The sequence below is a fragment of the bacterium genome, assembly GCA_028820935.1.
Classification (GTDB): Bacteria; Actinomycetota; Acidimicrobiia; order Spongiisociales; family Spongiisociaceae; genus Spongiisocius.
On record JAPPHZ010000031.1, the window covers coordinates 22,209 to 46,388 of the forward strand.

The 24,180-nt window shown below is 66.8% G+C and carries 20 protein-coding genes and 1 riboswitch; of the genes, 11 read left to right on the forward strand and 9 right to left on the reverse strand.

All coding sequences use genetic code 11. The features are described from left to right. Positions 1-93: 93 nt before the first annotated feature. The 10 genes from OXM57_08560 to OXM57_08605 all read left to right on the forward strand — a co-directional run bounded on the left by OXM57_08560 (position 94) and on the right by OXM57_08605 (position 12,393). On the forward strand, positions 94-837 hold the full coding sequence (locus tag OXM57_08560) for an aspartate/glutamate racemase family protein (GenBank protein MDE0352730.1): 744 nt from the start codon (positions 94-96) through the stop codon (positions 835-837). A 98-nt stretch (positions 838-935) separates the two neighbouring features. After that, positions 936-2,666, forward strand: coding sequence for an ABC transporter substrate-binding protein (locus OXM57_08565; GenBank protein MDE0352731.1), 1,731 nt, complete (start codon positions 936-938; stop codon positions 2,664-2,666). A gap of 353 nt (positions 2,667-3,019) precedes the next feature. Beyond that, positions 3,020-4,027 carry an ABC transporter permease gene (locus OXM57_08570; protein ID MDE0352732.1) on the forward strand — a complete coding sequence of 336 codons (1,008 nt, stop codon included), beginning with the start codon at positions 3,020-3,022 and terminating at the stop codon, positions 4,025-4,027. Continuing rightward, positions 4,024-4,893 carry an ABC transporter permease gene (locus tag OXM57_08575; GenBank protein MDE0352733.1) on the forward strand — a complete coding sequence of 290 codons (870 nt, stop codon included), beginning with the start codon at positions 4,024-4,026 and terminating at the stop codon, positions 4,891-4,893. The genes OXM57_08570 and OXM57_08575 overlap by 4 nt, the downstream gene beginning before the upstream one ends. After that, positions 4,890-5,876, forward strand: a complete 987-nt coding sequence (locus OXM57_08580) for an ABC transporter ATP-binding protein (protein MDE0352734.1) — start codon at positions 4,890-4,892, stop codon at positions 5,874-5,876. Before OXM57_08575 ends, OXM57_08580 begins: the two co-directional genes overlap by 4 nt. Next, complete coding sequence (locus tag OXM57_08585) at positions 5,861-6,886, forward strand: ABC transporter ATP-binding protein (protein ID MDE0352735.1); 1,026 nt, start codon at positions 5,861-5,863, stop codon at positions 6,884-6,886. Before OXM57_08580 ends, OXM57_08585 begins: the two co-directional genes overlap by 16 nt. Before the next feature lie 4 nt (positions 6,887-6,890). Further along, a complete protein-coding gene (locus tag OXM57_08590) occupies positions 6,891-8,522 on the forward strand; it encodes a hydantoinase B/oxoprolinase family protein (protein MDE0352736.1) in 1,632 nt (543 codons plus the stop codon). After that, a complete protein-coding gene (locus OXM57_08595) occupies positions 8,522-9,721 on the forward strand; it encodes an amidohydrolase family protein (GenBank protein MDE0352737.1) in 1,200 nt (399 codons plus the stop codon). Before OXM57_08590 ends, OXM57_08595 begins: the two co-directional genes overlap by 1 nt. A gap of 86 nt (positions 9,722-9,807) precedes the next feature. After that, a riboswitch (SAM riboswitch) is annotated at positions 9,808-9,886 on the forward strand. A gap of 92 nt (positions 9,887-9,978) precedes the next feature. After that, complete coding sequence (gene bmt / locus OXM57_08600; protein MDE0352738.1) at positions 9,979-11,004, forward strand: betaine--homocysteine S-methyltransferase; 1,026 nt, start codon at positions 9,979-9,981, stop codon at positions 11,002-11,004. A 243-nt stretch (positions 11,005-11,247) separates the two neighbouring features. Beyond that, positions 11,248-12,393, forward strand: coding sequence for a M24 family metallopeptidase (locus OXM57_08605; protein MDE0352739.1), 1,146 nt, complete (start codon positions 11,248-11,250; stop codon positions 12,391-12,393). A 297-nt stretch (positions 12,394-12,690) separates the two neighbouring features. Here the strand turns inward: OXM57_08605 and OXM57_08610 are convergent, their stop codons facing one another. The 9 genes from OXM57_08610 to OXM57_08650 form a co-directional block, all read right to left on the reverse strand. Further along, complete coding sequence (locus OXM57_08610; GenBank protein ID MDE0352740.1) at positions 12,691-13,773, reverse strand: adenosine deaminase; 1,083 nt, start codon at positions 13,771-13,773, stop codon at positions 12,691-12,693. A 75-nt stretch (positions 13,774-13,848) separates the two neighbouring features. Continuing rightward, on the reverse strand, positions 13,849-15,234 hold the full coding sequence (locus tag OXM57_08615) for a dihydroorotase family protein (GenBank protein MDE0352741.1): 1,386 nt from the start codon (positions 15,232-15,234) through the stop codon (positions 13,849-13,851). A 44-nt stretch (positions 15,235-15,278) separates the two neighbouring features. After that, entirely contained in the window at positions 15,279-16,523 is a 1,245-nt protein-coding gene (locus OXM57_08620; GenBank protein ID MDE0352742.1) for an amidohydrolase family protein, read from the reverse strand. Between the two features lie 26 nt (positions 16,524-16,549). Continuing rightward, entirely contained in the window at positions 16,550-17,932 is a 1,383-nt protein-coding gene (locus tag OXM57_08625; protein ID MDE0352743.1) for a hypothetical protein, read from the reverse strand. Then, entirely contained in the window at positions 17,929-18,906 is a 978-nt protein-coding gene (locus OXM57_08630; protein ID MDE0352744.1) for a hypothetical protein, read from the reverse strand. Before OXM57_08630 ends, OXM57_08625 begins: the two co-directional genes overlap by 4 nt. After that, on the reverse strand, positions 18,903-20,099 hold the full coding sequence (locus tag OXM57_08635) for a pyridoxal phosphate-dependent aminotransferase (protein MDE0352745.1): 1,197 nt from the start codon (positions 20,097-20,099) through the stop codon (positions 18,903-18,905). The genes OXM57_08630 and OXM57_08635 overlap by 4 nt, the downstream gene beginning before the upstream one ends. 57 nt (positions 20,100-20,156) lie before the next feature. Continuing rightward, positions 20,157-21,089, reverse strand: a complete 933-nt coding sequence (locus OXM57_08640) for an NAD(P)-dependent oxidoreductase (GenBank protein MDE0352746.1) — start codon at positions 21,087-21,089, stop codon at positions 20,157-20,159. Between the two features lie 271 nt (positions 21,090-21,360). Continuing rightward, positions 21,361-22,527 carry a M24 family metallopeptidase gene (locus OXM57_08645; protein MDE0352747.1) on the reverse strand — a complete coding sequence of 389 codons (1,167 nt, stop codon included), beginning with the start codon at positions 22,525-22,527 and terminating at the stop codon, positions 21,361-21,363. Positions 22,528-22,686: 159 nt separating this feature from the next. After that, positions 22,687-23,217 carry a carboxymuconolactone decarboxylase family protein gene (locus tag OXM57_08650; protein ID MDE0352748.1) on the reverse strand — a complete coding sequence of 177 codons (531 nt, stop codon included), beginning with the start codon at positions 23,215-23,217 and terminating at the stop codon, positions 22,687-22,689. A gap of 118 nt (positions 23,218-23,335) precedes the next feature. On the opposite strand from OXM57_08650, the gene OXM57_08655 reads away from it, so the two are divergent. Then, positions 23,336-24,178, forward strand: coding sequence for a cupin domain-containing protein (locus tag OXM57_08655; GenBank protein MDE0352749.1), 843 nt, complete (start codon positions 23,336-23,338; stop codon positions 24,176-24,178). The last annotated feature ends 2 nt before the right edge of the window (positions 24,179-24,180 follow it).

A 24,180-nucleotide genomic window follows, 5' to 3' on the forward strand; every position in this document is an offset into this window, starting at 1 on the left:
AGTTCAATCTACGATGAAGTCACACCCCGACCCCGTCCGAAGCGGAACCGGGTATCCGCACACGAGCAGTCCAGTCTTGGAGGTACGGAAGCCATGAGAATCCAGGTCATCAACCCGATGGGGGTTGACGTGTACAACCCGATGGTCGAAGAGGCCATCGCAAGAGCCACTGCGCCCGACACGAAGGTCGAGGTCCGTTCGCTGATGGGCACCGGGGTCCCGGCCACCGCCTTCCTTCCGGCCCACTCGCTCATGATGAACCAGTTGCTCACCCAGGTCGAGACGGCGGAGCGGGACGGGTTCGACGCGGTCGTGATCGCCTGCGCCGCCGACCCTGGCGTGGAGGACGCCAAGGACCTGGTCGACATCCCGGTGACGGGACCGATGGAGGCGGCAGTGGCGACCGGTCGCGCCTTCGGCCATCTGGCGGTCGTCTGCCCCCGCATCGAGAGCGGCGAGGGTGAGAACCTTCCCCAGAACGCCAACTGGGTACGCCGGCTGATCCATCGGTACGGCGCCGAGTCCATCTTCGCCGGGGTGATCTCAGCACCCAGCGGCCATCCCCCCGCAGACGAGGTGAACCGGCTGCTGGCCGAGGATCCGCCGGGGCTGCGAGCCGCGGTCCGGGCCGAGATGGAAGTCTCGGCCACTACTACCGCGCTGGAAGCGGCGGAGCGGGCCTACCACGACCTCGACGCGGAAGTTATCTTCTTTGCCTGCACCCTGTGGTCGGGCCTGCTGGGCCCCATCCGCGAACAGGTCCCGGTGCGGGTGCTCGATCCGCTCATCACTCCCGTTCTCTACGCGGAGATGCTGGCCAGGACCGGGAGTAACTGACAAGCAAGACAACCGGCCGCTTCTCGAGCCCCGAGCGTCGTTAATTCGCCGAACGGTTGGAGCGGTCGAGTAACAAACCCAACTAGGGAGGAAAACAAATGAACAGAACGAGATCGGCTGTCCGGCTCCGCCTGATTGCCGTCTTCGCCGCGCTGGCGCTGGTAGTAGCGGCCTGCGGCTCGGACGATGCCGAGCCGGAGAGCGCGCCTGCCACCACAGCCGCACAGGCCACTACGGCCACGACGGCGGCAGCCATGACCGAAGAGGCGCCGGCCGAAGAAACGATGGAAGAGACCGCCGAGGAGGCGCCGGCCGAAGAAACGATGATGGAGGAGCGGGTGCTCACCATCGGAGTTCCCGGCGACATCGAGACTCTCGACCCGTGTTGCGCCAACTTCATCAGGGCCCACGAGGCGCTGCTGATGGTCTACGACGTTCCGGTGATCCACCCCATCGTGGAGCAGAACGGCGCCATGCTCGGAGATGCGGACAACTTGCTGCCCCGCTACTTCGAGTCGTGGGTCGAGCATGACGACGGCCTTACCTTCACCATCAAGGTGCGGCAAGGCATGACGTTCGACGACGGCACTCCGATCACCGCCGAGACCGTTCGGTTCATGATCGACCGCAACCTCAACACCCCCGGCGGTGGCGCGTGGTTGCTCACCAACATCGCCTTCGTGACCAAGCCGCCGACCGTGATCGACGAGTACACCTTGGAGCTGGTGTCGGACCGGCGCAGCCCGATGGTGATGCAGTCCTTCTACATGTCCAGTTCGGCAGCGGTCGATCCCGCCGTGGTGGCCGCCAACGCCACCGATGATGACCCCTGGGCGACCGAGTACATGGCGCGCAACGCCGACAACCCCAGCGGTCCTTACCGCCTGGTCAGCCGGACGCCCGACGAAGAGGTCGTGTTCGAGGCCAGGGACAACTATTGGGGTGGCCGTCCCGCCTACGACAAGATCGTTTGGAAGATCATCCCGTCACCCGCCGAGCGCGTCCAGCTGCTCAGGGCCGGAGTGATCGACCTAGCGGTCGGTCTCGGGACCGAGGAGTTCAACGCACTGGACGGATCCGAGGGCGTGAAGGTCGTCCGGGCGCCTTCCAAGAACATGGCCTACGTGGGCATGAACAACTCGATCGCCCCGTTCGACGACGTGGCGGTCCGCCAGGCAGTCTCCTACGGCGTCGACTATGACGACATCCTTGAGAACGTCTACAAGGGCGACGCCCGCCGCCTCCACGGGGCCATCCCCAACGGCTCGGCGGTCTCGCTGGGCGCCGAGGTCGGATACTTCCAGGACACCGCCAAGGCGCAGGAGCTTCTCGCCTCCAGCAGCTACGACGGAGGCACGGTGACCCTGTCGATCGACTCCGCCAAGGCGGAGCACCAGCTGATCGCGGTCCGCGTCCAGTCGGCGCTGCGCGAGATCGGCATGGACGTCGAGATCGAGACCCTCCAGTCCCCCGTGTTCGCGGAGCGTAAGGTGGGCAAGCAGCTCCAGATGTTCGTGGACGAGTTGCTGGCCTGGATCGACGACCCGAACTACCAGCTGTCCCTGACCCTGGAGTCGGGAGTGTTCGGCAACTACGCCGATTACTCGAACGCCCGGGTCGACGAGATCATCACGGACGGCTGGGCGGAGCAAGACCCCGCCGCCCGTAGAGCGATCTTCGAGGAAGCCCAGAGGCTCATCTCCGAGGATGCTCCGTGGGTCTTCCTGGCGCAGCCGGACTTCAAGTTCGCCATGCGTGAGGATGTGGACGGGTTCGTGCTGTATCCGAACGCCATACCTCGCTTCGCCGACCTTTACCCGGCAGGCTGATCGAGGATCAGTAAGTGGTCTGTCTGTGGAGTGGCGGTGTGGTATGGCGTCGGCAGCGGTGTTCCTCGCAAGGCCCGCTGACGAAGGCGTACCCGCAGCGGTACGTTGAGGAAGCGGAACGCAGCGACGGGACACCGATGGCAGCCAGAGCACGCCAGGCTGTTTCGCAGACAGACCACTAGGAGGGTGCGCGGATACCCATCCGCGCACCCTCTGAGGACCAGAAAGAGGAACCAACCGAGGAGGGTGCTGAAAAAGATGGGGACGGCTTGGCCCGCGATGCGTCTAGCTGGGGTTTTGCATCCGGCTATAGGGCCAGCTGGACATTTTTCAGTACTCTCCTAGGAGAGGGTATGCACCTCGCCGTTTACGTGCTCCGCCGGCTGGCTTACATGCTGGTGGCGCTATTCGGCGTGTCGCTGGTCGCCTTCGTGGTTACCAGGTTGCTACCTGGTAACCCCGCTTACATGATCGTGGGGGTCATGGCCGACGAATCCACGGTGATAGCGGTCACCGAGCGGCTCGGCCTCAACCTCCCGATTCACGAGCAGTACTTCCGCTACATCCAGCAGCTGGCGTCCGGCGACCTGGGCGACAGCTGGCGGACCCGCAATCCGGTCACCACCGACATCGGGGCCCGCTGGCCGGCCACCATCGAGCTCGGCAGCGCGGCGCTGATCCTTGCTCTGGCGTGGTCGATTCCCTTGGGGATCGTTTCGGCGTTGCGGAGGCGTTCCTTCTCCGATCGCCTGGCCAACGCATTGTCGGGCTTCGGAGTGTCTATACCCGAGTTCTTCCTCGGCATGATCCTCCTGCTGGTGTTCTTCGCAACGCTGGAATGGGCGCCCCCCGCGCTCGGACGGACGCTGGGGGACGTCCCGCCCCACACAACCGGTTTCTACACGGTCGACGCCATCCTGGCCGGTGACTGGGAGGCGTTCAAAGCAGCCGCAGTACAGATGATCCTGCCCGCGGTGACGCTGGCGGTGACGGTGGGAGCGCCCATGGTCAGGGTCACCCGCGGGTTCATGCGCGAGACGATGGCCTCCCATCACATCCGATCCGCCCGAGCGCTGGGCGTGCCGGAACGATCGATCGTGCTCCGCCACGCGCTCCCCAACGTGCTGCTTCCCGTCTCCACGATGGGGGCGATCATGTACGGCTACCTGCTGGGCGGGACGGTGCTCGTTGAATTCGTGTTCGCCCGACCGGGCATCGGCAAGTACGCCATCGACTCCATCAGCGAGTCCGACTTCGCCCCGGTGCTGGCTGCCGTACTACTGAGCGCTCTCTCTTACCTGCTGGTGTACCTGATCATGGACATCCTGCACTTCGTGATCGACCCGAGGACCAGGACATGACCGCCCGGGCACTGCCGGACCGCAGGACGCCCGCGGAGCGCGGCCGGATTGGAGGGTTGGTCCGCAAGGTGCTCCGGACGCCGGCCTACCTGGCCATGGCGATCATCGTGCTGGTCGCGCTCGTCGGACCTTTCCTCGTCAGGGACCCGCTGGGTTTCCATGGCGGCACGCTGACCGCCCCTTCGGCCGAGTTCTGGTTCGGGACCGACCAGTTCGGCAGGGATATCTTCGCCCGGGTGGTTCACGCCGCCCGCCTCGACCTCTGGGTGGGCCTGATCGCGGCTGCGCTAGCAGTCGTCGTCGGGATGCCCCTGGGCGCCCTGGGCGCCTACCGGGGAGGTGCCTTCGACGCACTGCTGCTGCGAGTCTCGGAGTCGTTCCAGGCCTTCCCCACCCTGCTGCTGGCCCTCGGGATCGTGGCCGCGCTAGGTCCCAGCATTCCCATCCTGATCATGGTCATCGCCATGGTGAACATCCCCGTGTATCTCCGCCTCACCCGGAGCGCAGTGAAGCCGCTGGTCGACTCGGACTTCGTGCTTGCGGCGCGGTGCGCGGGCAAGAGCCAGGCCGCCATCCTGCGGCGCCACATCCTGCCCAACGTGTCGGAGATCGTGTTCGCCCAGTTTTCGGTGAACGTGGCGTGGGCAATCCAGATTCTGGCAGCACTGAGCTTCGTCGGGCTCGGTGTCAAGCTCCCGACCGCCGAATGGGGCGCCATGGTGAGGGACGGCATCGACTACATGTATTACGGGCAGTGGTGGATCTCTCTCTTCCCGGGGCTGGCCATCCTGGCCACCGTCCTGACCCTCAACTACCTGTCCGACGAGATCAGGCACGGTGAGCGCGACTCGATCGGGAACCGATGACCGGTAACCCCGCCTCCCCGGTGACCGAGACCCCTCCGCTGCTCAACATCGAGAACCTGACGGTCGGGTTCCACACCGGCAGGGAGGACGCGTCCATGCCGCTCCAGGGCGTGAACCTGCGGGTACCACGCGCCAGCCGCATGTCGCTGGTCGGGGAGTCCGGATCGGGCAAGAGCCTCACCGCGTCCGCCGTGATCGGGATGCTGCCGGAAGGGGCTGAGATCCTGGGAGGCTCGATCCGGCTGGACGGAGAAGACCTGATCGGCGCCGCGAAGCGTCGCATGCGTGACTTGCGCGGTCGGCAGATCGCCATCATGTTCCAGAACCCCAGAGCCTCGCTCAACCCGGTGCTGACCGTCGGGGGCCAGATCGCCGAGGTCATCCGCACTCACTCAGATGCCGGGCGCCGCGAGAGCCATCGCCAGGCCATCGATCTGCTCGACCAGATGGGGGTTCCCGACGCCCGCCGGCGGGCCGGTGACTATGTCCACCAGTACTCGGGAGGGATGGCGCAGCGGGCCGCCCTTGCCATGGCTCTGTCATGCCAACCCGATCTCCTCATCGCGGACGAGCCCACCACCGGGCTCGACGCCACCCTCCAGGAACAGGTACTCGAGTTGGTGGTGGAGCAGGTGTCGAACCGGGGCGCCTCGCTGCTCCTGATCACCCATGACATCGCCATCGCCCGCCAGACCTGCGAACGCATCGCGGTGATGTACGCGGGAAGGGTCATGGAGAGCGGACCGACCGAGTCGGTCACCTCCTCCCCCGCCAATCCCTACACCACAGCATTGCTACGGGCCTTCGCCACCGTGGACGAGGGTCGGATGTACGCCATCCCCGGGACCGTTCCCACCCTGCTGCGCCCGCTTGCCGAGTGTCCCTTCGCCAACCGCTGCCCGGAGGTCGGCGAGGAGTGCCGCGACGGCGTGCCGGAACTCCGGGCCATCGAAGACCGGGAGGTGGCATGCGTGAGAGCATGACGTCCCCCATCCTCGAGGTTCGCGACCTGGTGAAGGACTACATATCCCGTGACGCCAAGCTCCGCCAGCGGGTGGTGCGAGCTGTGGACGGCGTCAGCTTCGAGGTCTGGCCGTCCGAGACCTTCGCCATCGTGGGCGAGTCGGGCTCGGGCAAGTCGACGGTCGGCAGGGTGATCCTCAAGCTGACCGAAGCCACCGAGGGTCACGTGTCCCTCCTGGGCGAGGACATCCTGGATCTGCGCGAGAAGCAGTTCCGGCCCATGAGGACAAACCTGCAGATGGTGTTCCAGGATCCGCTGGCAGCCTTCGACCCGCGAGCGACCATCCGGTCCAGCCTCCGCGAGTTCGCCGAGTTCGGCGGGGAGCGCACGCCCTCCCAGCAAGACCAGGGCATCGATGAAGCCATCAACAATGTGGGACTGTCACCCGAGATCGCCGACCGGCGCCCGGCCGAGGTCAGCGGAGGCCAGCTACAGAGGTTGAGCGTCGCCCGCTCCCTGCTGGTCGAGCCCAGGTTGCTCTTCCTGGACGAGCCCACGTCCTCGCTGGACGTGTCCATCAGGGGCCAGATCGTCAACCTGCTCACCGGCCTCCAGGAAACGGACCACCTGGCCTACCTGCTGGTGGCCCACGACCTCAGGGTGGTATACGCCATGGCCCACCGGGTGGCGGTGATGTACCTCGGCCAGTTCGTCGAGATCGGTACGCGGGATCAGGTCTACCGCCAGGCCGCCCACCCGTACACCCGCGGGCTGCTGGAAGCCGCGCAACTCGAGGAACCGGGACACATCGGGGAGCCGGTACGCCTGTCGGGCGAGATCAGCACCGACCATCTCGGCTCGCCCGGATGCCGCCTCATGCCGAGATGTCCTTTCTCGGAGTCGAAGTGTGCCGAACCTCAGCCGCTGCGCGAGACCACAGCCGGTCAGCTGGTCCGGTGCTGGAAGGCGGTCGAAGCACCCGTATCCATAGGATTACCCGAGCCGCCCTCGCCGGGCGATAGGAGTTAGGAACATGCACGTAGATCCGGTAACCGTCGAGGTGATCCGCAACGCCTTCATCTCGATCGCGTCCCAGATGAACAACAACCTGGCCCGTTCCGCCTACACCCCCATCATCTACGAGATGAAGGACTGCTCGGTCGGCCTCTTCGACGCCCGCGGGAACCTGCTCGGGCAGGCGCCCGGGCTGCCCATCTTCCTCGGGAGTCTGGAAGCCGCCATCGACGTCACTCTCGAGCATATGGGCGGCCCGGAGAGCTGCCGGCCGGGTGATGTCTACGCGGTCAACGACAGCTACATGGTCGGCAGCCACCTCAACGACGTCAACGTGATCTCGCCCATCTTCCACAGCGGGGAACTGGTCGGGTTCGGCGCCACCAAGGCCCACTGGCTGGACATCGGCGCCAAGGATCCCGGCCAGGCGATGGACTCCACCTCCATCTACCAGGAGGGCTACCGGATCGCGCCGGTCCACCTCTACCGGGAGGGCAAGCCCGAACGGGGGATGCTCGACTTCCTGACCCGCAACAGCCGCCTGCCCCGCTCGATCTGGGGTGACATGCACGCCCAGATCGCCGCCTGCCGGACCGGCGAGCGTGGGCTTGCCGAACTGATTGACCGCTTCGGGCTGGACACCGTGACCGCCGCCGCCGAGGTGATCTTCGACCAGTGCGAACGCCTCGATCGCGAGGCGGTGGCGTCCATCTCTGACGGGGTGTACGAGACCGACGGCGAGATGGACAGTTGGGGTCCGGGCGGCGATCCGGTGTACGTCAAGGTGGTGGTGACGGTGGAGGGCGAGGAGATCCGGGTCGACCTGGACGGGTCGGCGCCGATGACGCCCGGTTGCATGAACTGCGGGCTGGCGCAGACCGAGGCGGCGGCCAACCTGGCCTTCAAGATGCTGATCAACTCCGACGTCCCGGTCACAGCAGGCACTTTCCGCAACCTCACGCTGAGCGCTCCGGAGGCTTCCGTGTTCGACGCCCGGGAGCCGGCCGCCTGCCAGTACTACTACCCGCACCTCGGGATGATGATCGACCTGTTCATCCGGGCGCTGGCGCCCGCGGTCCCCGACCGGGTGGTGGCCGGCCAGGCCGCCGACCCGATGAACGTCCTGTTCAGCGGCCCCAACCCCCGGACCGGCGAGGACTTCGTGGTTGGAGAGGCCACCGCGGTCGGCTGGGGCGCCTACCAGGGCGGCGACGGCACCAACGGGCTCATCAACTACGGCGGCGGCGACCTGAAGAACATCCCGGTCGAGGTGATGGAGTCCCGCTACCCGATCCGGGTCCACCAGTACTCGGTATGGCCCGATTCGGGCGGCCGGGGCAGGTGGCGCGGCGGCCTGGGTGTGCTGCGGGACTACGAGGTCCTAGCCGACGACATAACCGTGTCGACCTGGTTCGAGCGCACCAGAACGCCCGCCTGGGGATTGTTCGGCGGCGAGGACGGTGCAGCCACCGACGTGACGCTGACCGTGGAAGGGGAGACGGTCCCGCTGCTCAAGGCCAACCAGATACCTGCGCCGATGGGATCGCGCCTGCATGTGGCTACCGGCGGAGGTGGGGGCTACGGCCTCCCGGACGAGCGGGATCCCGAGCTGGCCTCCCAGGATGCCATCGACGGCTACGCGACCGGATAATGTCCGGCGCCCACGCCCCGACCCCTCCGCTCCGGATCCGGGGCGTGTCCTGGCTCGACACCGCCACCGGCGAGTCACAGGCGCGTGACCTGTTTGTCCAGGACGGGACCATCCTGGCCGGAGACAGCGGCGCGGGGAGAACCGTGGACGGCTCGGGCCTGCATGCCATGTTCGGCTTGTGGGATTGCCACGCCCACGCCGGCGGGCTGATGTACGACCCGGACGCCACCGGCTACTTCGAGGCGGCCCCCGATCGGACCATCCGCGCCGGAGAGAACTTCCGCCGGGCTGCGGAAATGGGCGTCACCGGGGTGCGGTGCGTAGACGAGGCCGATGACCTGGACCTGGCCTGGGGCCGTGCCTACGCCGCCGGCACCACGCTCGGACCCCGGGTGACCGGCGCCGGGCGAGGCATCCGCACCACGGGCGGCCACGGCACCGCCTTCCCGCGGGTCTACACCCAGATGGGCGCCGAACTGGTGGTCGACGGACCGGATGCGATGGCCCGGGCGGTCCGGCGCCAGGTTGAGCGAGGCGCGCACTGGATCAAGATCATGCTGACCGGCGGTTTGTACAGCCCCTTCGAAGCGGCCGACGAGGGCCAGTTCACCGACGCCGAGTTGGCGACCCTGATGGAGGTGGCCAACCAGCGCCACATACCGGTGGCGGCCCACTGCGGGGGCAACGAACCCGCCATCGCCTTCTCGGAGTTGGGCGGGCGCTCCATCGAGCACGGTTACATGCTCGACGAGCAAGCCGCCGTGGTGATGGCCCGGAACGGCACCTGGCTGGTACCCACCATCGGCGTGACCCACGACCAGGAATACATCCAGAGCCAGGGCTGGCCGGAGCACGCCGCCAACCGGTCCCGGGAGCTGATGCCCGTCCACGCCGCCGCCCTCCAGGCGTGCATCGAGGCGGGTGTTCAGGTTGCCGTCGGCGCCGACCTGAACCCGATCGGGCCACGCTTCCACCGGGAGCTCGAGATGCTGGAGAGGGCCGGCATGGACAGGCGGTCCGTGCTCCACGCTGCTTCTGTGGGCGGCCGGGCGCTCAACGGACTCGGCCACTGCTCGACACCCGATCCGGGTGCGGTAGCCGACCTGATCCTGGTGGAAGAGAACCCGATGTCGTCGCTGGAGACGCTGAGAGAGCCGGTTGTCGTGATCGCCCACGGCCGGATGGTCTACCAGCGCTGACTCCCAGGATCCTCCCGCTCGAACATCCGGCTGCGCTGCCGCCGGCGTGACTGCCGGCACGGGTTCGGCCGGCGTGGTACACTCTCTCCAAAGACAGCGCCGATTTGATCAGTCAGCTTGCGGGCGCTCTAGAAAACCAGCTAAAGCGACCGGGCGTTTCCACAGGAACAGCTCATGGGGCCGCAGAAGCTGGGCGGCCCCTTTCTCGTGAAGGAGCCCTTCAGGGCATCGGCATCCTGGCGGAAGCGGAGGAGGCCGTGTCCTCATCGAACCACATTGCGAACACATCGCTCGATCGATTGCTCTCGGAGGCGCCCATCCTGGTGGCCGACGGGGGCCTGGGCACCAGCCTGTTCGCGTTAGGAATGCCGCCGGGCGCCTGTCCCGAGTTGCTGAACGTGGAGTGTCCGGAGATGGTGATGGAGGCACACTCGGGCTTCCTCGAGGCGGGATGCGACATCGTCCTCACCAACACGTTCGGAGCCAACCGGCGACGGCTCACCTTGCATGGACTCCAGGACCGGGTTGCTGAGCTCAACCTGGCTGCCGTGGCGCTGCTCCGGCGGCTGGCGGGCCGTCGCGGGCGACCCGTCGCGGTGGCAGGGAGCGTCGGACCCACGGGTGATCTGCTAGCACCCCTCGGCCCGCTGGAGCATGGCGCCGCCGTCGAGGTTTTCGGAGAGCAGATCGACGCTCTCGTGCGCGGTGGCGTCGACGTGGTCTGGATAGAGACCATGTCGAGCCGGGAGGAACTGGAAGCGGCCTACGAGGCGGCCCGGTCGTTCCGGGCGCCGGTCGTGACCACGATGAGCTTCGACACCCACGGCCGGACCATGATGGGTTTTCGTCCCGAGCAACTGGCCGCCTGGAGCCGCGCCCAGGCCGTCCTTCCGGCAGCGGTGGGGGCCAACTGCGGCGTGGGCGCCGGCGACGTGGTGCTTGCCGTGAGCGAGTTGGCCAAGGCGGACCCGGGAACGGCCATCGTGGCCAAGGCCAACTGCGGCCTGCCCGCCTACACCGAGGGAAACCTGTCCTATCCCCATGGCCCCGAGATCATGCCTACCTACGTCGAGCTGGCCATCCGGGCGGGAGCGCGGTTGATCGGCGCCTGTTGCGGAAGCGGACCCGGACACATAGCCGCCATCAGGGAGGCGGTCGATTGCACGCGTCCCACCCGAAGGGTCACCCGCGAGGAGATCGCTCGGCGCCTTCCCCACGCACCACGCCCGTCCCGTCCCGCCACGGCCCATCGCGAGCGCCGCCGCCGGGTCACCAGGACCTGAGCCGCCGGCGGTCACGACCCGGGCTGGAAGAGGACGCGCGAACCGCAGACGATCGCCGGCGTTGTGCCACAAACTGGTGGCAGGATGGGTCACCGCTCATGGAGTCGGCTCTGCTCTCTCGGCTTGCCTGGGGCGAGGACATCGAGCGCGAGATCCGCAGGGTCGGGGCCACCATCAGGCGTACGTTCCGCTAGGCGGTGGCTGGTGGAGGGGGCGCCTTTGTCCCCTAGACTGGCGGCCTGCATGAGCACGAACGCATTCGACCACCGCGCCCGGCGTCTCGCCCTTGACGCCGTGCTCGACGAGGCAGGGGTCGATCTGGTCTGGCTCCCTATCGGCGCCGACCTCGAGTACCTGACCGGCATCCAGCGGCGGGTACCCACCTTCGGTGACGTCAACTACGCCCACGGCTGGGTGGCCGGGGCCTTCCTGGCGCCCGGTCGGGATCCCGCCTTCATCCTCCCTCGCAACTACGTCGAGTTCGACCTGCCGGAAGGGGTTCCGGGCGAGGTGGTGAGCGTGAGCGAGATGGACGATGGGCACGCCTTGTTCTCGCGGGTGGCCCGGTCCTTCCCTTCACCGCGAACGCTGGCTGTCGGCGCGCGCACCTGGGCCTCAGCCACGATGAACCTCCTCGAGGAGTTGCGAAACCCGCAGTTGTCCAACGCCAGCCGCCTGGTCAACCGTCTGCGGCGGATCAAGAGCACCGAGGAACTGGAGTTGTTGCGCCGGGCCTGTCACGTGGCGGACGGAGCGATGGAGGAGACCAAGGCCCGTATCTCTAGCGGCGTCACCGAACTGGAACTCGCCGAGGAGGTCAACTACCACCTGCTCCGCCTCGGCTCCCGTACCTGGTCGTTCGACACCGCGGTGTGGGGAATGGGTCCCGGCGACGACCGGGATGCGAACGTCCGGCTCTCCCAGCAGGAGGTACGCCCGGGCGTGGGGTTGTCCTTCGACTTCGGCGCGGTGGTCCAGGGCTACTGCTCGGACTTCGGCCGTACCATCCGGATCGGCGAACCCGACGACGAGTACCGCCACGTCTACGAGGTGGTCATGGCCGCCCAGCAGGCCGGCATGAAAGCCGCCCGGCCAGGCACCAAGGCCTCCGAGGTCCATCGGGCCACCCGGCAGGTGATCGTGGACGCCGGGTACGGGGACTGGTTCCGGCACCGGACCGGCCACTGCATCGGCCTCGACGTCCACGAGGAGCCCTTCATCTCACCGGAGGACGACACCCCCCTCGAAGCCGGCATGACCTTCACCATCGAGCCGTCGGTCTTCTGGCCGGGCCGGGTTGGAGTCCGCGTCGAGGACATCATCCTCTGCACCGAGGAAGGCGGCGTCAAGCTCAACGAGCACCCCACCACCATGGCGGTCCGCGACTAACCCGGTCGGTTCCATCCTGCCAACCGACACGGCGACAAGGCGGAGGCCAATCCACCTCTGCCGCTCGCACCTGCCACATCCTCAAGGCACATGGTCACGTCCGCGTGTGCCGATTACCCCAGTCCCTTGCGCTCCATCGCCCTGTCAATCCTCCATGGCTTCTTGTAGCCCAAGCCCTTTCCGAGGATCTCACGCTGGTAACCGGCGACCGGAAGGTTCTTGCCTATCCGGTCTCGACGCTCGTTGCTTAGGCGCGCAAGGTAGATCCGACGAGCCACCGTCCACGAGGTGTGGTGTTTAGTCGGGCGGGGTGGCGTACCAGGGGTCGATGACTTGACTGATGATCTCCCGGTGCTGGTCAGCCGGGAGGAAGGCGCCCTCCATGGCGTTGGTGGTCAGCCGGTGCACCTCGGGCCAGGACCAGCCGAAGGCCTGGCAGCAACGGTCGAACTCGCCCGTCAGCGAGACCCCGCTCATCAGCCGGTTGTCCGTGTTCACGGTCACGCGGAAGCCCAGGTCGAGGAGCCGGCCGATCGGATGGGCCGTGATCGACGGGACGGCGCCGATGTGAACGTTGGAAGTCGGGCATTGCTCGAGCGGCATCTTCCGGTCGCGCAGTTCGGCGGCGAGCGAACCCGGGGCACCATCCTCTCCGATGTCGTCCAGGATCCTGATTCCATGGCCGATCCGCCGGGCCCCGCAGGTGCGAACAGCCTCCCGTATCGAGTCGAGGCCGTCCGCTTCACCCGCGTGGATGGTGTAGGGCATTCCCGCCCGGCGCAGCAGATCGAAGGCGGGCAGGTGATCGGAGGGCGGATGACCGGCCTCGGCACCGGCGATGTCGAACCCCGCCACTCCCCTATCCCGATACTTCAACACCAACTCGGCGATCTCGAGACTGCGGGAAGCGGTCCTCATGGTGCAGAGGAGCAGGCCGATCCGGATGCCCCGACCCTCGCTCCCGTCTCGGAATCCGGCCAGCGCGGCCTCGACCACCCGGTCGAGAGACAGACCACCCTCCGTGTTCAACTCGGGAGCGAACCTGACCTCGGCGTACACCACGTTGTCGCTGGCCAGGTCCTGGGCGCACTCGGCCGCCACCCGGTAAACAGCCCGACCCGTCTGCATGACACCGAGGGTGTGGCGGAACATCTCCAGGTAGAGCTCCAGGCTTCGGCGGCGGGCGCCTTCCTGGATCAGAGCCGCCAGCTCCCCCGGGTCGTGGGTGGGAAGGCCCCGATAGCCGGTCTCCCTCGCCAGCTCGACGATGGTGGAAGGCCGCAGGCCGCCGTCGAGATGGTCATGGAGTACCACCTTCGGCGCCTGCCGCAGCCGGTCGAAGGTCGGACTACTGACAGGTCGAGACTGCTCCGGGGACATCCGGCGAGAATACCGGTCGCACCGTCTGCTCCGGTTTCCGGCGCCACTCCGGGCCGACCGCCCGGCAGCCAGGGGCTAACCGGCGCCCTGGACCTCGCGGACGTGTTGGGGAGGGCCGTCCGGCCTGACCAACCGCCCCCCGCTTTCCCCTATCACCCGGCCGGCCTCGAACACGGTACGTCCCCGTGAGAGGGTGGTGAGCACCTTGCCCCTGAGTTCCATCCCGTCGTAGGCCAGGGCGCTCTTGCCCGAGCGGGCCAGGAACTCGGATGAACGGACGGTGCGGCTGGCCTCGGGATCCACCAGCACCAGGTCGGCCTCCGATCCCACTGAGACGGTGCCCTTGCGGGGATAGATGCCGTACAGCTTGGCCGGGTTGGCGGTCATCACGTCCACCGCTCGGGCGAGCGGGATACGCCCGGTCAGGCCGGCATCCAGCATCGCGGGAACCAGCATCTCCAGGGAGGGAATCCCCTGTCCGGAGTTCGCATAGGCGGCGGCAGCCTTCTCTTCCGGCGTGAACGGAGCATGGTCCGACGCCACCACCGAGAGCGATCCGTCTGCCAGCGCCTCCCACAAATAGTCGAGATCCTCCAACGGGCGGAGGGGAGGGGCTACCTTCACGAAGTTGCCAAACTCCGGAATCGCCGACTCGTCGAGCAGCAGGTAGTGGGGGCACGACTCGGCGGAAAGGTCGGCTCCCAGCGCCTGGGCCGCCTGGACCTCTTCCATGGCCAGGCGGGAGGTGATATGAACGATGTGGGCGGGCGCCCCCAACTCCCTGGCGATGGTTGCCACCAGGCCAACCGCTACAGCCTCGACCAGGGGCGGGCGGGACGGGTGTCCGTACCGGTCCAACTCCTCCCGGAAGAGTTCGATCATCTGCTGGCTTTCAGAGTGAACGGCACACCTCAGTCCGGTGCCCGCCACCGCGCGGAGACACTCGAGGATGAACTCGGGCGCTCCTGCGCAAAGACCCTCGAACTCGTCTACCCGCTCCGGAGGCGGATGGTGGGTGAACAGTTTGAACGCGATCGCCCCGCACTCGGCCATCGCCTCCGCCCGGGCCGGGTCGCTGAATCCTGCACCCGAGTAGAGGGCGAAATCGATCAGGCTCTCGGCCTCCCCCAGTTCACGGCGCATCTCGAAGGCCTCTGGAGTGCTGCATGGCGGGTTGGAGATCGGCATCTCGAACAGGGTGGTCACCCCGGAGGCTGCCGCCGCCCGGGACTCGGACCCGAAGGTGGCCCGCTCGGGATGGCTGGGCGCCCGGCAGTGGAAGTGGGCATCCACCGCACCGGGAATGACCAGCAGACCCGAGGCGTCCATCTCCCCGCGAGCGGGGCCGAGGCCGCCCTGGGGGGCGACCTCAATGATGCGATCCCCCTCCAGGCCGACGTCGGCCGGACGGGAGTGCCCGTCGCTCACCACGACGCCGCCGACGATCCTCAGATCGAGCATCGGTCAGCTCCCGGCCGTCGAGGTATCCCTTTGGCGGTCTGCCACTAGGCCCTGCGGTAACCGATCTCGGGTCCGGGACCCCAGCGAGTGCCCATGCCCTCGATGTCCCGACCGACCTGGGTGTAGCCACCCTCGGACGAAAACGCCATCTGCCCGCGCACGAAGACCCGCCTGACATCCTTCATGTGGTCCAGCGACGCCAGCGGATCGCCTCCGACGGCCACCACATCGGCGGTCTTGCCGGCTTCGAGACTTCCCAACTCGTCCTCGAGACCGAGCAGCTTGATGCCGCGGCGTGTGATCGAGTTCAGCGCGTCGAGATTGTCCGGGCAGACCCCGATCTCGACCATGAACTTGAGTTCCTCGGCGATGGCGTAATGCGGCACCACGGGGCTTCCGGCGTCGGTGCCGAACACGATCGGGATCCCCGCCCGGGCCGCGGCCACGTTGCCGGCGAAGCGGCTCTTGTCGGCCATCTGATCCTTGCGGCGCTCCACGTCGGACTCGGTCATCCCGAAGTCCCGACCGAACTTCACTTGCTGCACCAGCGGGGAGAAGGTGGTGACGATGGGAACCCCCTTCTCGACCAGCTTGTCGATGGTCTCCGGCGTCATCGACCCGCCGTGCTCAACGCAGTCCACCCCGGCGTCCACCACCCGTGAGATGGCCTCGTCGAATGTGGCGTGGGCGGTCACCATCATGCCGTTCTGGTGCGCCTCCTCCACCATGGCCCTCAACTCGTCCATCGTGAACTGGACCTCTTCGTGGGAACCCATGATCTTGATCCAGGTGGCGCCCGCCTTGAACTGCTCCCGGATGGCCTTGCGCACTCCGTAGATACCGTCGGCCTCCCGGCAGCACCACCAGGTGTGGCCACCGGTGGTGCAGATCGCCCGACCGTTGGGGAACAGACGGATCCAAGGCGCCCACCCGTTGTCGATGGCCGTCTTGGCGTCGATGTTGGCGTGGTTCATGCCCAGGTCGCGGATGGTGGTCACGCCCGCAGACAGATGGCGATGGATGTTCATCACCGCCTTCATGGCGTTGACGGCCGGCGACTCGTTGGCCTGCATTTCCAGGTCGTGGGTGCCGTCCCACCCCAGGTGAACATGGCAGTTCACCAGCCCGGGCAGCAGGTGCATGCCGGAGACATCAACCACGCTGTCGCCGTTCGCGGCCGCGGCGGCGCCCACCGAGGTGATCTGCTCGCCTTCGATGACCAGGTCCTGTTGCGTGGAGGGCCCGCCGTCGAGGTTGACGACCACTCCGCCTTTGAGAATTGTGCGCACGGTTGGTTTCCTTTCCTGGGTTCCGATCAGATCTTGCCGAGCCGGCGCAGGGCATTGCCCACCGCGGCCAGGTTGGTGAGGGTCAATTCCGAGTAGTTGCGGGAGATCATCACGCCGCCCGCTCCCCCGTCGAACGAGGCTTCCACCATCGCTTCGCAGTCTGCGGGAGAGATGTCTCGGGCCACCGTCTCGACACCGAGGCCTATGCCGGGGTAGACGGCCACTTCGGGACCGACCGCATCCACGTAGCGACGGGTGAAGTCGGCCACGTACTGCGGGCTGAATCCCGCCGGAGGCAGGTCTTCAAAGGCGGCCTCGTCCAAGCCGAGGATCTTGTACAGGATGGGGGTCCACTCCGACGGACTGGCGTCGCCGAGAATGGTCTGGCACAAGTTGGTCACGAACTTGGCGAACCGCGCCCCGCCCGGAGCGTTGTAGAACACCGGCTTGAGCCAGTCGGCGTACAGCTTGTACTCGGCCGGATCGTGGGCGGCCCGTAGCAAGGGATTGAAGGTGTTGATCATCTGCCAGATCCCCAGGCCCACCTGGTAGCTGTCTCCGAAGTAACGCACCGTCCCTGATATCTCTCGATAGAGGTCCTTGTGGCCGTCCCACCAGAGCTTCTGCCACTGGGAGACCTCGGGGTACTCGAAGAGGTGGCGGAGGAAGGTGATCAGCTTGCCGTCAGGAGGCTGGTAACCGCCCCGCACCGAGGCCAGGTAGTCGTAGATCGTCCGATAGCCCTCGGCCGCGCGCCCGGCATCGATATCACGCCGGTGACCCTCGGTCCGGCAGTGGACGCAGAAGCAGGTGGGGACCTCGTTGCTGACGATCATGGAGGAGAGCGGATCCTCCCGCTCGATGCCCCACATGATGCCGTTCAGGTCGTACTCGTTGAGCCAGTTGTCGATAACCCCGAACCACCAGTTCCGGTAATCGGGGTTGTAGAGGCAGGGGCGGCTGGCCCGCCGGCCCCACGCGTCCACCTCGATGACCTGGGCGAACCCCGGCTGCCAGAGCGGCTTGGGGTTCTTGTGAGATGTCTCGCAGTAGTACGGGAACACTTCCATCCCCCGCTCCCGGGCGGCGGGGATCACGTCACCCAGGATGTCGAACCCCTCGTAGAGCGGGTCCGGGGCGGTGAAGTCCTTGATCGAGGTGCCGTGGTAGTACCTGGGATCGGGGGGGAAGAAGGCTCCGCCCTGCAGGTGGTCGGGCTCCTGCCCACCATGGTCGGGGAAGTCGTTGCTGCCGGAACGCCCCGCGTTTCCCCTAGCCCAGGACAGGGCGGAGATGAAGATGGCGTTGACGCCGGCCTTATCCGCGAAGATGTCGAGCGTCTCCTCGATGCCCTCGTCGATGAAGCTGATGCCACCCACCTGCATGCCTACGAATGTCCGGTCGCTCATGTCGTGACTCCGTTCCGCCGGCGGATGACCCTTCCGGCGGAGCCCAGTTCCAGGGCCACGTTGTCGCCGGCGGGTGTTCCGGCGGTGTGGGGGGTCATCAGCAGGTTGGGCGTGTCGCGGAGAGGACTGTCGGGCAGGATCGGCTCCCACCAGAAGACATCCAGAGCTGCGCCGGCCAGATGGCCGCTGTTCAAGGCCTCCATCAGGGCGTCCTCATCGACCAGCCGGCCCCGGGCGGTATTCACGAAGAACGACCCCTCGGGCATGAGGGCGAACTCGCGGGCGCCCATCATCTTCTCGGTCTCTGGGGTGAACTTGTTGTGTAGCGAGACGCAGTGCGACTCGGCCAGCAGCTCGTCGAAGGGGAGGTAGCGGACACCCAACTCCTGCTCCTCTTCGGGCGAGAACCGATTGCGCTTGTAGTAGACGACATCCACCCCGAACGCAACCAGCAGCTTGGCCGCGACCCGTCCGATCTGGCCGACCCCGACCAGCCCCACCGTCTTGCCCAGCATCGCCTCGAACAGGTCCAGGCCCACCCAGTTGTACGAGTAGTTGAGCTGGTCGGTGACGAACGGCTCCATCCCGTCCACGACCACCCCGTCCATAAGACGTTGGTGGGCGGTCGGAAGCCGCTTGAAGAGCGCCAGGATGAGCATCACGGCGTGTTCCGCCACGCTGGTCGGCCCTGGGGACGTGACGGCTTCGGTCCAGGCTCCCATGGACTCGCAGGTCTCTCCCGAGACGGCCGCGCCCCCTGACTCGATGGTCACCACTCCCCGGAGGGAAGAGAGGGCGGCGAGGCGGTCTTCTTCGATGCTCGCCTCCCGGAGCACCAGGTAGTCGGCCTGCCCGATGGTTCCAGAACCGAGGGCGTCGGTGAGCACCGTGGCGCCGTCGGGAAGGGCCCTCCGGAGGGCCTCTACCTGGGCAGCCGTGAACTCCTCTACGACGGCTACGTTCGGGCCGTTCATCGGCCGCTCCGGCAGTCGTTCCAGAGCCGCCCGAAGCGCTCGAGAGCCTCGGCCAGCTGATCCCTCGGCGCCAGGTAGGAGATCCGGATGTACTTACGTGCGCCCTCGGCGAATACGTTGCCCGGTGAGAAAAGGATCCCGTAGTCCACCGCCTTGTCGGCGAACTCGACCGCGTCCAGCCCCGAGCCGGAGATGTTGGCGAAGAAGTAGAAGCCGCCCTTGGGCTCCCCGTAGGTGACGCCCAACTCGTCGAAGGCGTCCCGCATCATCGCCCGGCGCACGTGGTACTCCTCCATCATCTCGGCCATGAAGTCCTGTGGCCCCTCCAGCGCGGCCAGGGCGCCGTGCTGGGAAGGGAGGGAGGTCGAGATGCTGAGGGAGTGGCGCGGCTCCGTCGCGGCCAGGATGTAGTCGGCCGGACCCGCCATGTAACCCACCCGGAAGCCGGTCATGCTGTAGGCCTTGGAGAAGCCGTTGATGGTGATGGTCCGGTCCCACATGTCCGGCAGGGTGGCGAAGGAGATGTGCTCGAACCCGTCGTACACCACCTTCTCGTAGAGCTCGTCCGAGATCACTACCAGGCCGGGATGGGCCCGCACCACGTCGGCGATCGCCGAAAGCGTCTCGGCGGTGATCACGCCGGCGGTGGGATTGTTGGGGGTCACGAGCACCAGCAGCTTGGTGCGCTCGGTGATCGCTGCCTCGATGGCCTCGGGCTTGAGCTCGAAGTCCTCCTCCTCGACCGTGTCCACGTAGACGATGCGCCCGCCCGCCATGATGATGTTGGCCGGGTAGGCCATGTAATGGGGGGTAGCGAGCAGGACCTCGTCGCCGGGATCCAGGAGCGTCTGGAGGCTGACCGCCATGGATTCCTGCGCCCCGGCGGTCACCAGGACCTCGGAAGCGGCGTCGTACTCGAGGTTATTGTCCTCCTTGAACTTGCGGGCGATGGCTTCCCGGAGCTCGATCATCCCGCCCGGAGGCGTGTAGCCGACATGTCCGGTGTCCAGACATCGTTTGGCGGCGTCGATAATGTGCTGAGGGGTCGGAATATCCGGCTCCCCCCGCACCAGGCGGATGATGTCGTCACGGCCTTCGACCCTCCGCATGATCTGGAAGTAGGGCGACTCGTGGCCACCCCGGATCCGCAGGGTGCGCTCCGCCAGCCTTTGTCTCAGTGTGCTCTGGCTCATAGGGACTCCATATCTGAGGCTATCGGTTCGTTCGGGAATTCAGCGGGCAAGCGGTCCTCAGCCACCCAGTTCGGCGTAGCGGCGCATGCCTTCTTCGATTCCCATCGGGTTCCATCCCAGCTCGGAACGGGCCTTGTCACAGGAGATGGTGGTGGCCCGGTCGGGAGTGGCGTCGACCAGCATCTCGGCGCTGGCGTCCACCACCACGCCGAAGGCGGCCACCGCCGCATCCAGCACGTTCTGAAACGGGATCGGGTCGCCGGAGGAAAAGGCGAAGGCGCGGCTGTTCATACCGCCGGAGAAGAAACGATGGGCGCCCTCGGCGACGTCGTCCACGAACACCCAGTCGCACCGGTCTTCGGCCCCGATGACCCGCACCGGCACGCCGTCCAGGGCGGCGTCGGCCAGCTGCTTGGCCTGGGTGACGAACGGACGCGTGTCGCGGAACTCCTCCGCCGGGCCGTACATCGAGGTGGGTCGGATCGCACCGGCATCGAAACCGAACATGTCGGCATACCGGAACAGCATGATCTCGGCGGCCAGCTTGGCCGAGCCGTAGAGAGAGAAGCCCCCGTCCGCGTCCGCCTCGGTGAGCGTCTCCTCGTCGAACTGGTTGTACACGCCGGCGGAGGAGATGAACAGGAACTTGCCCATGTTCTGGCTGCGGGCGAACTCCAGGGCATTGAGGGTGCCGATGAGGTTGACATTCACCAGCTTGGACGGATCCTCCTTGGCCTCCTGGATGCTCGGGGTGAGGGCGGCGGCGTGGACGATGGCGTCGACTTCCCCGGTGACCTCGGTGGACCAGGCGGCCGGATCGGCCACGTCGAGCACCACGTACTCGAAACGGTCATTCGGGGTGTCCGACCGGGGAGCGAACTCGCCGGGCGGGAGGATGTCCGCCGCCACCACGTGCTCGCCACCCAGGGCGAACGCCCGGACCAGGGCCCGTCCGAAGAACCCGGCTGCGCCGGTGATCAATACTCTCATCTCGACTTGCTGTTCCCTTCTCCCGCGCTCGCGCGCAGGCTCATCCAGTTGCTGTCGGTCTGCCCCCGGGCTCGGGTGTCATGCCAATGAACTCGGGCGGCCTGACGATGTTAGTTGGACTCCACCCAGCCACCCGGGGATACGCCGCTGCGTATCCGACGCCGCGGAGAGCGGCGTCCCCGGTCGGCCACCAGGCAGGACGCAGGCCGGACGATGTGACCCGACCTGCTCCGACATTCGATCTAACTACAAGCCGCACCTAGTGGTCTGTCTAGGCGTCGAGGACGATCCATTCATCGGCCTGGTCGACCATGCGCGTACCGCCGTCGGGACCGACCAGAACGTTGTCGGCAATGCTGATGCCACCCAACCGGGCGCCCGTCTCGGCGTCCGAGAAGCCGCCGATGGCGGGGTGGAGGTTGATCATCATGTTCTCTTCCATGATGCGGCGCTTGCCGGGCACCCACGGGGGCTCCAGCGAGTCGATGCCGATACCGTGTGCGGTGTAGGAGTTGGCGTCCCTGGCGTCGTACCCGTACTTGTCGTAGACCCGATCGCGGGCGTCGAGGACGGTGTCGGAGTCCTCGCCCGCCTTCATCGCCTGCACGCACGCTTCGAAGCTCTCGACCCGCATCTCCCAGAAGGCCTTCTGCTCATCGTTGGGGGCCTTGAAGCTGTACACCCGGCGAACCTCGACCCAGTAGCCGAGCGGCCCGCCCCACTCCAGGTCGATGACCATCACGTCGTCCTTCTCGATCACGCCACGCGTACCGGGGCCGAAGCAGCGGAAGGGGGCACGTCCCATCAGAGCGATTCCCTCCATGCAGCCCAATTGGCGAGCCAGCCGGTGGGCCTCGGAGAGCACGTCCACCTCCTGGACGCCCGGGCGGATCTCCGCCTCCAGCGCGTTGAACACCCGGCGCATGATGTTGCCGGTCTCGATGGTGGAGTCGATCTCCTCCTGGCTCTTGATGGCCCGTACGTCATCGAAGAGATCGGTCGCATCAACCCAGTTGGCGTTGGGGAGGGCGCTCCTCATGCTGTTGTAGTCGGCCACCGAGGTGATGTCGGCCAGACCGACGATCCCGATGGTGCCGGTGGCGAGTCCATGGTCGGAGAGGATCGCCCCGATCTCCGTGCCGGCGTCGTCGGGCTGGCGGTAGTCGTCCAGCCACATGCCCTGCATGGCGTAGCCGGTCCCCCACAGCGGATCCGCCACGAAGCTGGCCTCGCCCTTCATCGGGAGGACCACGAAGCCGCGACCGGCCCACTGGAAGATGTCGCTCACATACTGGACCCGCCCCCTGACGAACTCGTCGCCCCTGCTACAGATAACGAACGCATCCATTCCGGCGCCGGCCATGGCCTCTCGAAGGGCGGCGTAACGGCGGGCGCGCTCGGCATCCGAGGTGATGTGGGTTACGGGGACATGAGTCATCTGACGGGGCTCCTTCGTCCTTAGGGGCTGACCGTTCGACTCTACTAGTAGCTCCTAATGCGCCGAAACCGGCAGGCCCACTCTTGTGGCCGGCTGCCGGTAGCCGCGTGTCTGGTTGGGACCCGTCGAATCAATCCGGATAGACCAGCGGGCTCGCGGTCACGCTTCACTACGGCTGCCGCACACGTCGAACGATGCCATGGCGTAGCCCAGCAGGGTGTAGTAGCCGACCAGGATGCTGAGCTCAACCACGCCCTCAGGACCGAGGTGGGACTCCACGCGGGCGAACGCCGACGCTGACAAGGATGACGCCGAGCAGAGCTCCCCGACCATGTCCAGGATGGCGGCCTCTCTCGGCGCCAGGTCCCCCACTTCGCCGTCGAGGTGGGCGATCGCCGCGGGGCTCGTCCCTTCGCGGCGCGCCAGGTCCACGTGCGTGTCCCAGACGTAGTCACAGCCGTGCGCCCGGCCGGTCGCGAGGATGGCCAGTTCCCGGTCGGCGCCGTCCAGGCCCGACTCGAAGCGGACCAGGTGCCCGAGCCGAGCGATGTGCTCCGCCTGCTCGGGGACATGTAGCAGCACCTGGAAGGGCCTCACCAGCTCGCCCCTGCTCCCCACGATCCAGTCGAACAGCCGAGCTTGGCCCCGGTCGAGCCCATCCTTCCCGTCGATCAGCTCGATCCGTGCCATCTTCCCTCCGAGCCCTAGTAAGCGGTTGCCGGACCGACCGTAGCGCCCTCATCGGGCAGCCTCGCGGCGGTTGACCGGCGGGTAGACTCGCCGCCGATGGACGGACCGAACCCCCAAGATGGTCGCTGAAACCGACCGCGTCCGCATCCTCCGGGATGAGGAGGATGCTCCCGAACTTCCCATCGTCGAGCATGGCGGCCGAGCCTGGGTGGTGGTCTGGCCGGGCCTGGACGCCCATCTGCGCTCCATACACCACATCGCCCTGGAGCCGGGCGGGCGAACCGTCCAGCTCGAGCACCCGATGGAATCCGTCTACTACGCCATGTCCGGCGAAGTGACGGCGGCGGACAACTCCTTCGACCACCGGCTCGACCTCCCGACCGGGGCGATGGCGCACATCGGACCCGACACGCGATACGTTTTCGAGGCCGGTCCGGACGGCGCCGAACTGATCGGTGGTCCCTGCCCGGCTGACGAACGGCTCTACTCCCACCTCGAATACGAGCGGCGCCCGGGCCCGCCGCAGCCTGCGGGCGGCAGACGGTTGGCGGCCCGTGGCATCCGGATCTTCCACCGTGACCAGCCGACCGCCATGGTCCCGATGATCGCCAGGGATGCCCGTCTGATCGTCTGGGCCGGAGTCGGGGCCTACGACGCCAACATGAACTACGTGGACATGCAGGCCGGGGAGCGGAACAAGGACCATGTCCACGCCGAGTCCGAGGACACCATCTACATCCTCGACGGCAAGGGCAGCATCGAGGACCTGACCAACGGTCTCCGGCTGGAGTTCGAGGCCGGGGACGTGGTTCACGTGCCGGTCGGGATCTGGCACGCGGTATCGGGCGACCGTGACGATCACATCGAAAGCGTGGGCGGCCCGTGCCCGGCCGATTGGAACATGCTTCGGATAGCAGGGCTCATGCCGGACGGGCCGCTGGGCCAGAGAAGACAGGAGTAGCA

Bases quoted from the DNA above. Each gene is read 5' to 3' on its own strand.
- OXM57_08610 (MDE0352740.1), bottom strand. From the start codon at position 13,773: ATGTCCCCGGAGCAGTCTCGACCTGTCAGTAGTCCGACCTTCGACCGG.
- OXM57_08605 (MDE0352739.1), top strand. From the start codon at position 11,248: ATGAGCACGAACGCATTCGACCACCGCGCCCGGCGTCTCGCCCTTGAC.
- OXM57_08650 (MDE0352748.1), bottom strand. From the start codon at position 23,217: ATGGCACGGATCGAGCTGATCGACGGGAAGGATGGGCTCGACCGGGGC.
- OXM57_08640 (MDE0352746.1), bottom strand. From the start codon at position 21,089: ATGAGAGTATTGATCACCGGCGCAGCCGGGTTCTTCGGACGGGCCCTG.
- OXM57_08635 (MDE0352745.1), bottom strand. From the start codon at position 20,099: ATGAGCCAGAGCACACTGAGACAAAGGCTGGCGGAGCGCACCCTGCGG.
- OXM57_08580 (MDE0352734.1), top strand. From the start codon at position 4,890: ATGACCGGTAACCCCGCCTCCCCGGTGACCGAGACCCCTCCGCTGCTC.
- OXM57_08615 (MDE0352741.1), bottom strand. From the start codon at position 15,234: ATGCTCGATCTGAGGATCGTCGGCGGCGTCGTGGTGAGCGACGGGCAC.
- OXM57_08570 (MDE0352732.1), top strand. From the start codon at position 3,020: ATGCACCTCGCCGTTTACGTGCTCCGCCGGCTGGCTTACATGCTGGTG.
- OXM57_08575 (MDE0352733.1), top strand. From the start codon at position 4,024: ATGACCGCCCGGGCACTGCCGGACCGCAGGACGCCCGCGGAGCGCGGC.
- OXM57_08630 (MDE0352744.1), bottom strand. From the start codon at position 18,906: ATGAACGGCCCGAACGTAGCCGTCGTAGAGGAGTTCACGGCTGCCCAG.
- OXM57_08565 (MDE0352731.1), top strand. From the start codon at position 936: ATGAACAGAACGAGATCGGCTGTCCGGCTCCGCCTGATTGCCGTCTTC.
- OXM57_08645 (MDE0352747.1), bottom strand. From the start codon at position 22,527: ATGACTCATGTCCCCGTAACCCACATCACCTCGGATGCCGAGCGCGCC.
- OXM57_08560 (MDE0352730.1), top strand. From the start codon at position 94: ATGAGAATCCAGGTCATCAACCCGATGGGGGTTGACGTGTACAACCCG.
- OXM57_08595 (MDE0352737.1), top strand. From the start codon at position 8,522: ATGTCCGGCGCCCACGCCCCGACCCCTCCGCTCCGGATCCGGGGCGTG.
- OXM57_08585 (MDE0352735.1), top strand. From the start codon at position 5,861: ATGCGTGAGAGCATGACGTCCCCCATCCTCGAGGTTCGCGACCTGGTG.
- OXM57_08625 (MDE0352743.1), bottom strand. From the start codon at position 17,932: ATGAGCGACCGGACATTCGTAGGCATGCAGGTGGGTGGCATCAGCTTC.
- OXM57_08590 (MDE0352736.1), top strand. From the start codon at position 6,891: ATGCACGTAGATCCGGTAACCGTCGAGGTGATCCGCAACGCCTTCATC.
- OXM57_08655 (MDE0352749.1), top strand. From the start codon at position 23,336: ATGGTCGCTGAAACCGACCGCGTCCGCATCCTCCGGGATGAGGAGGAT.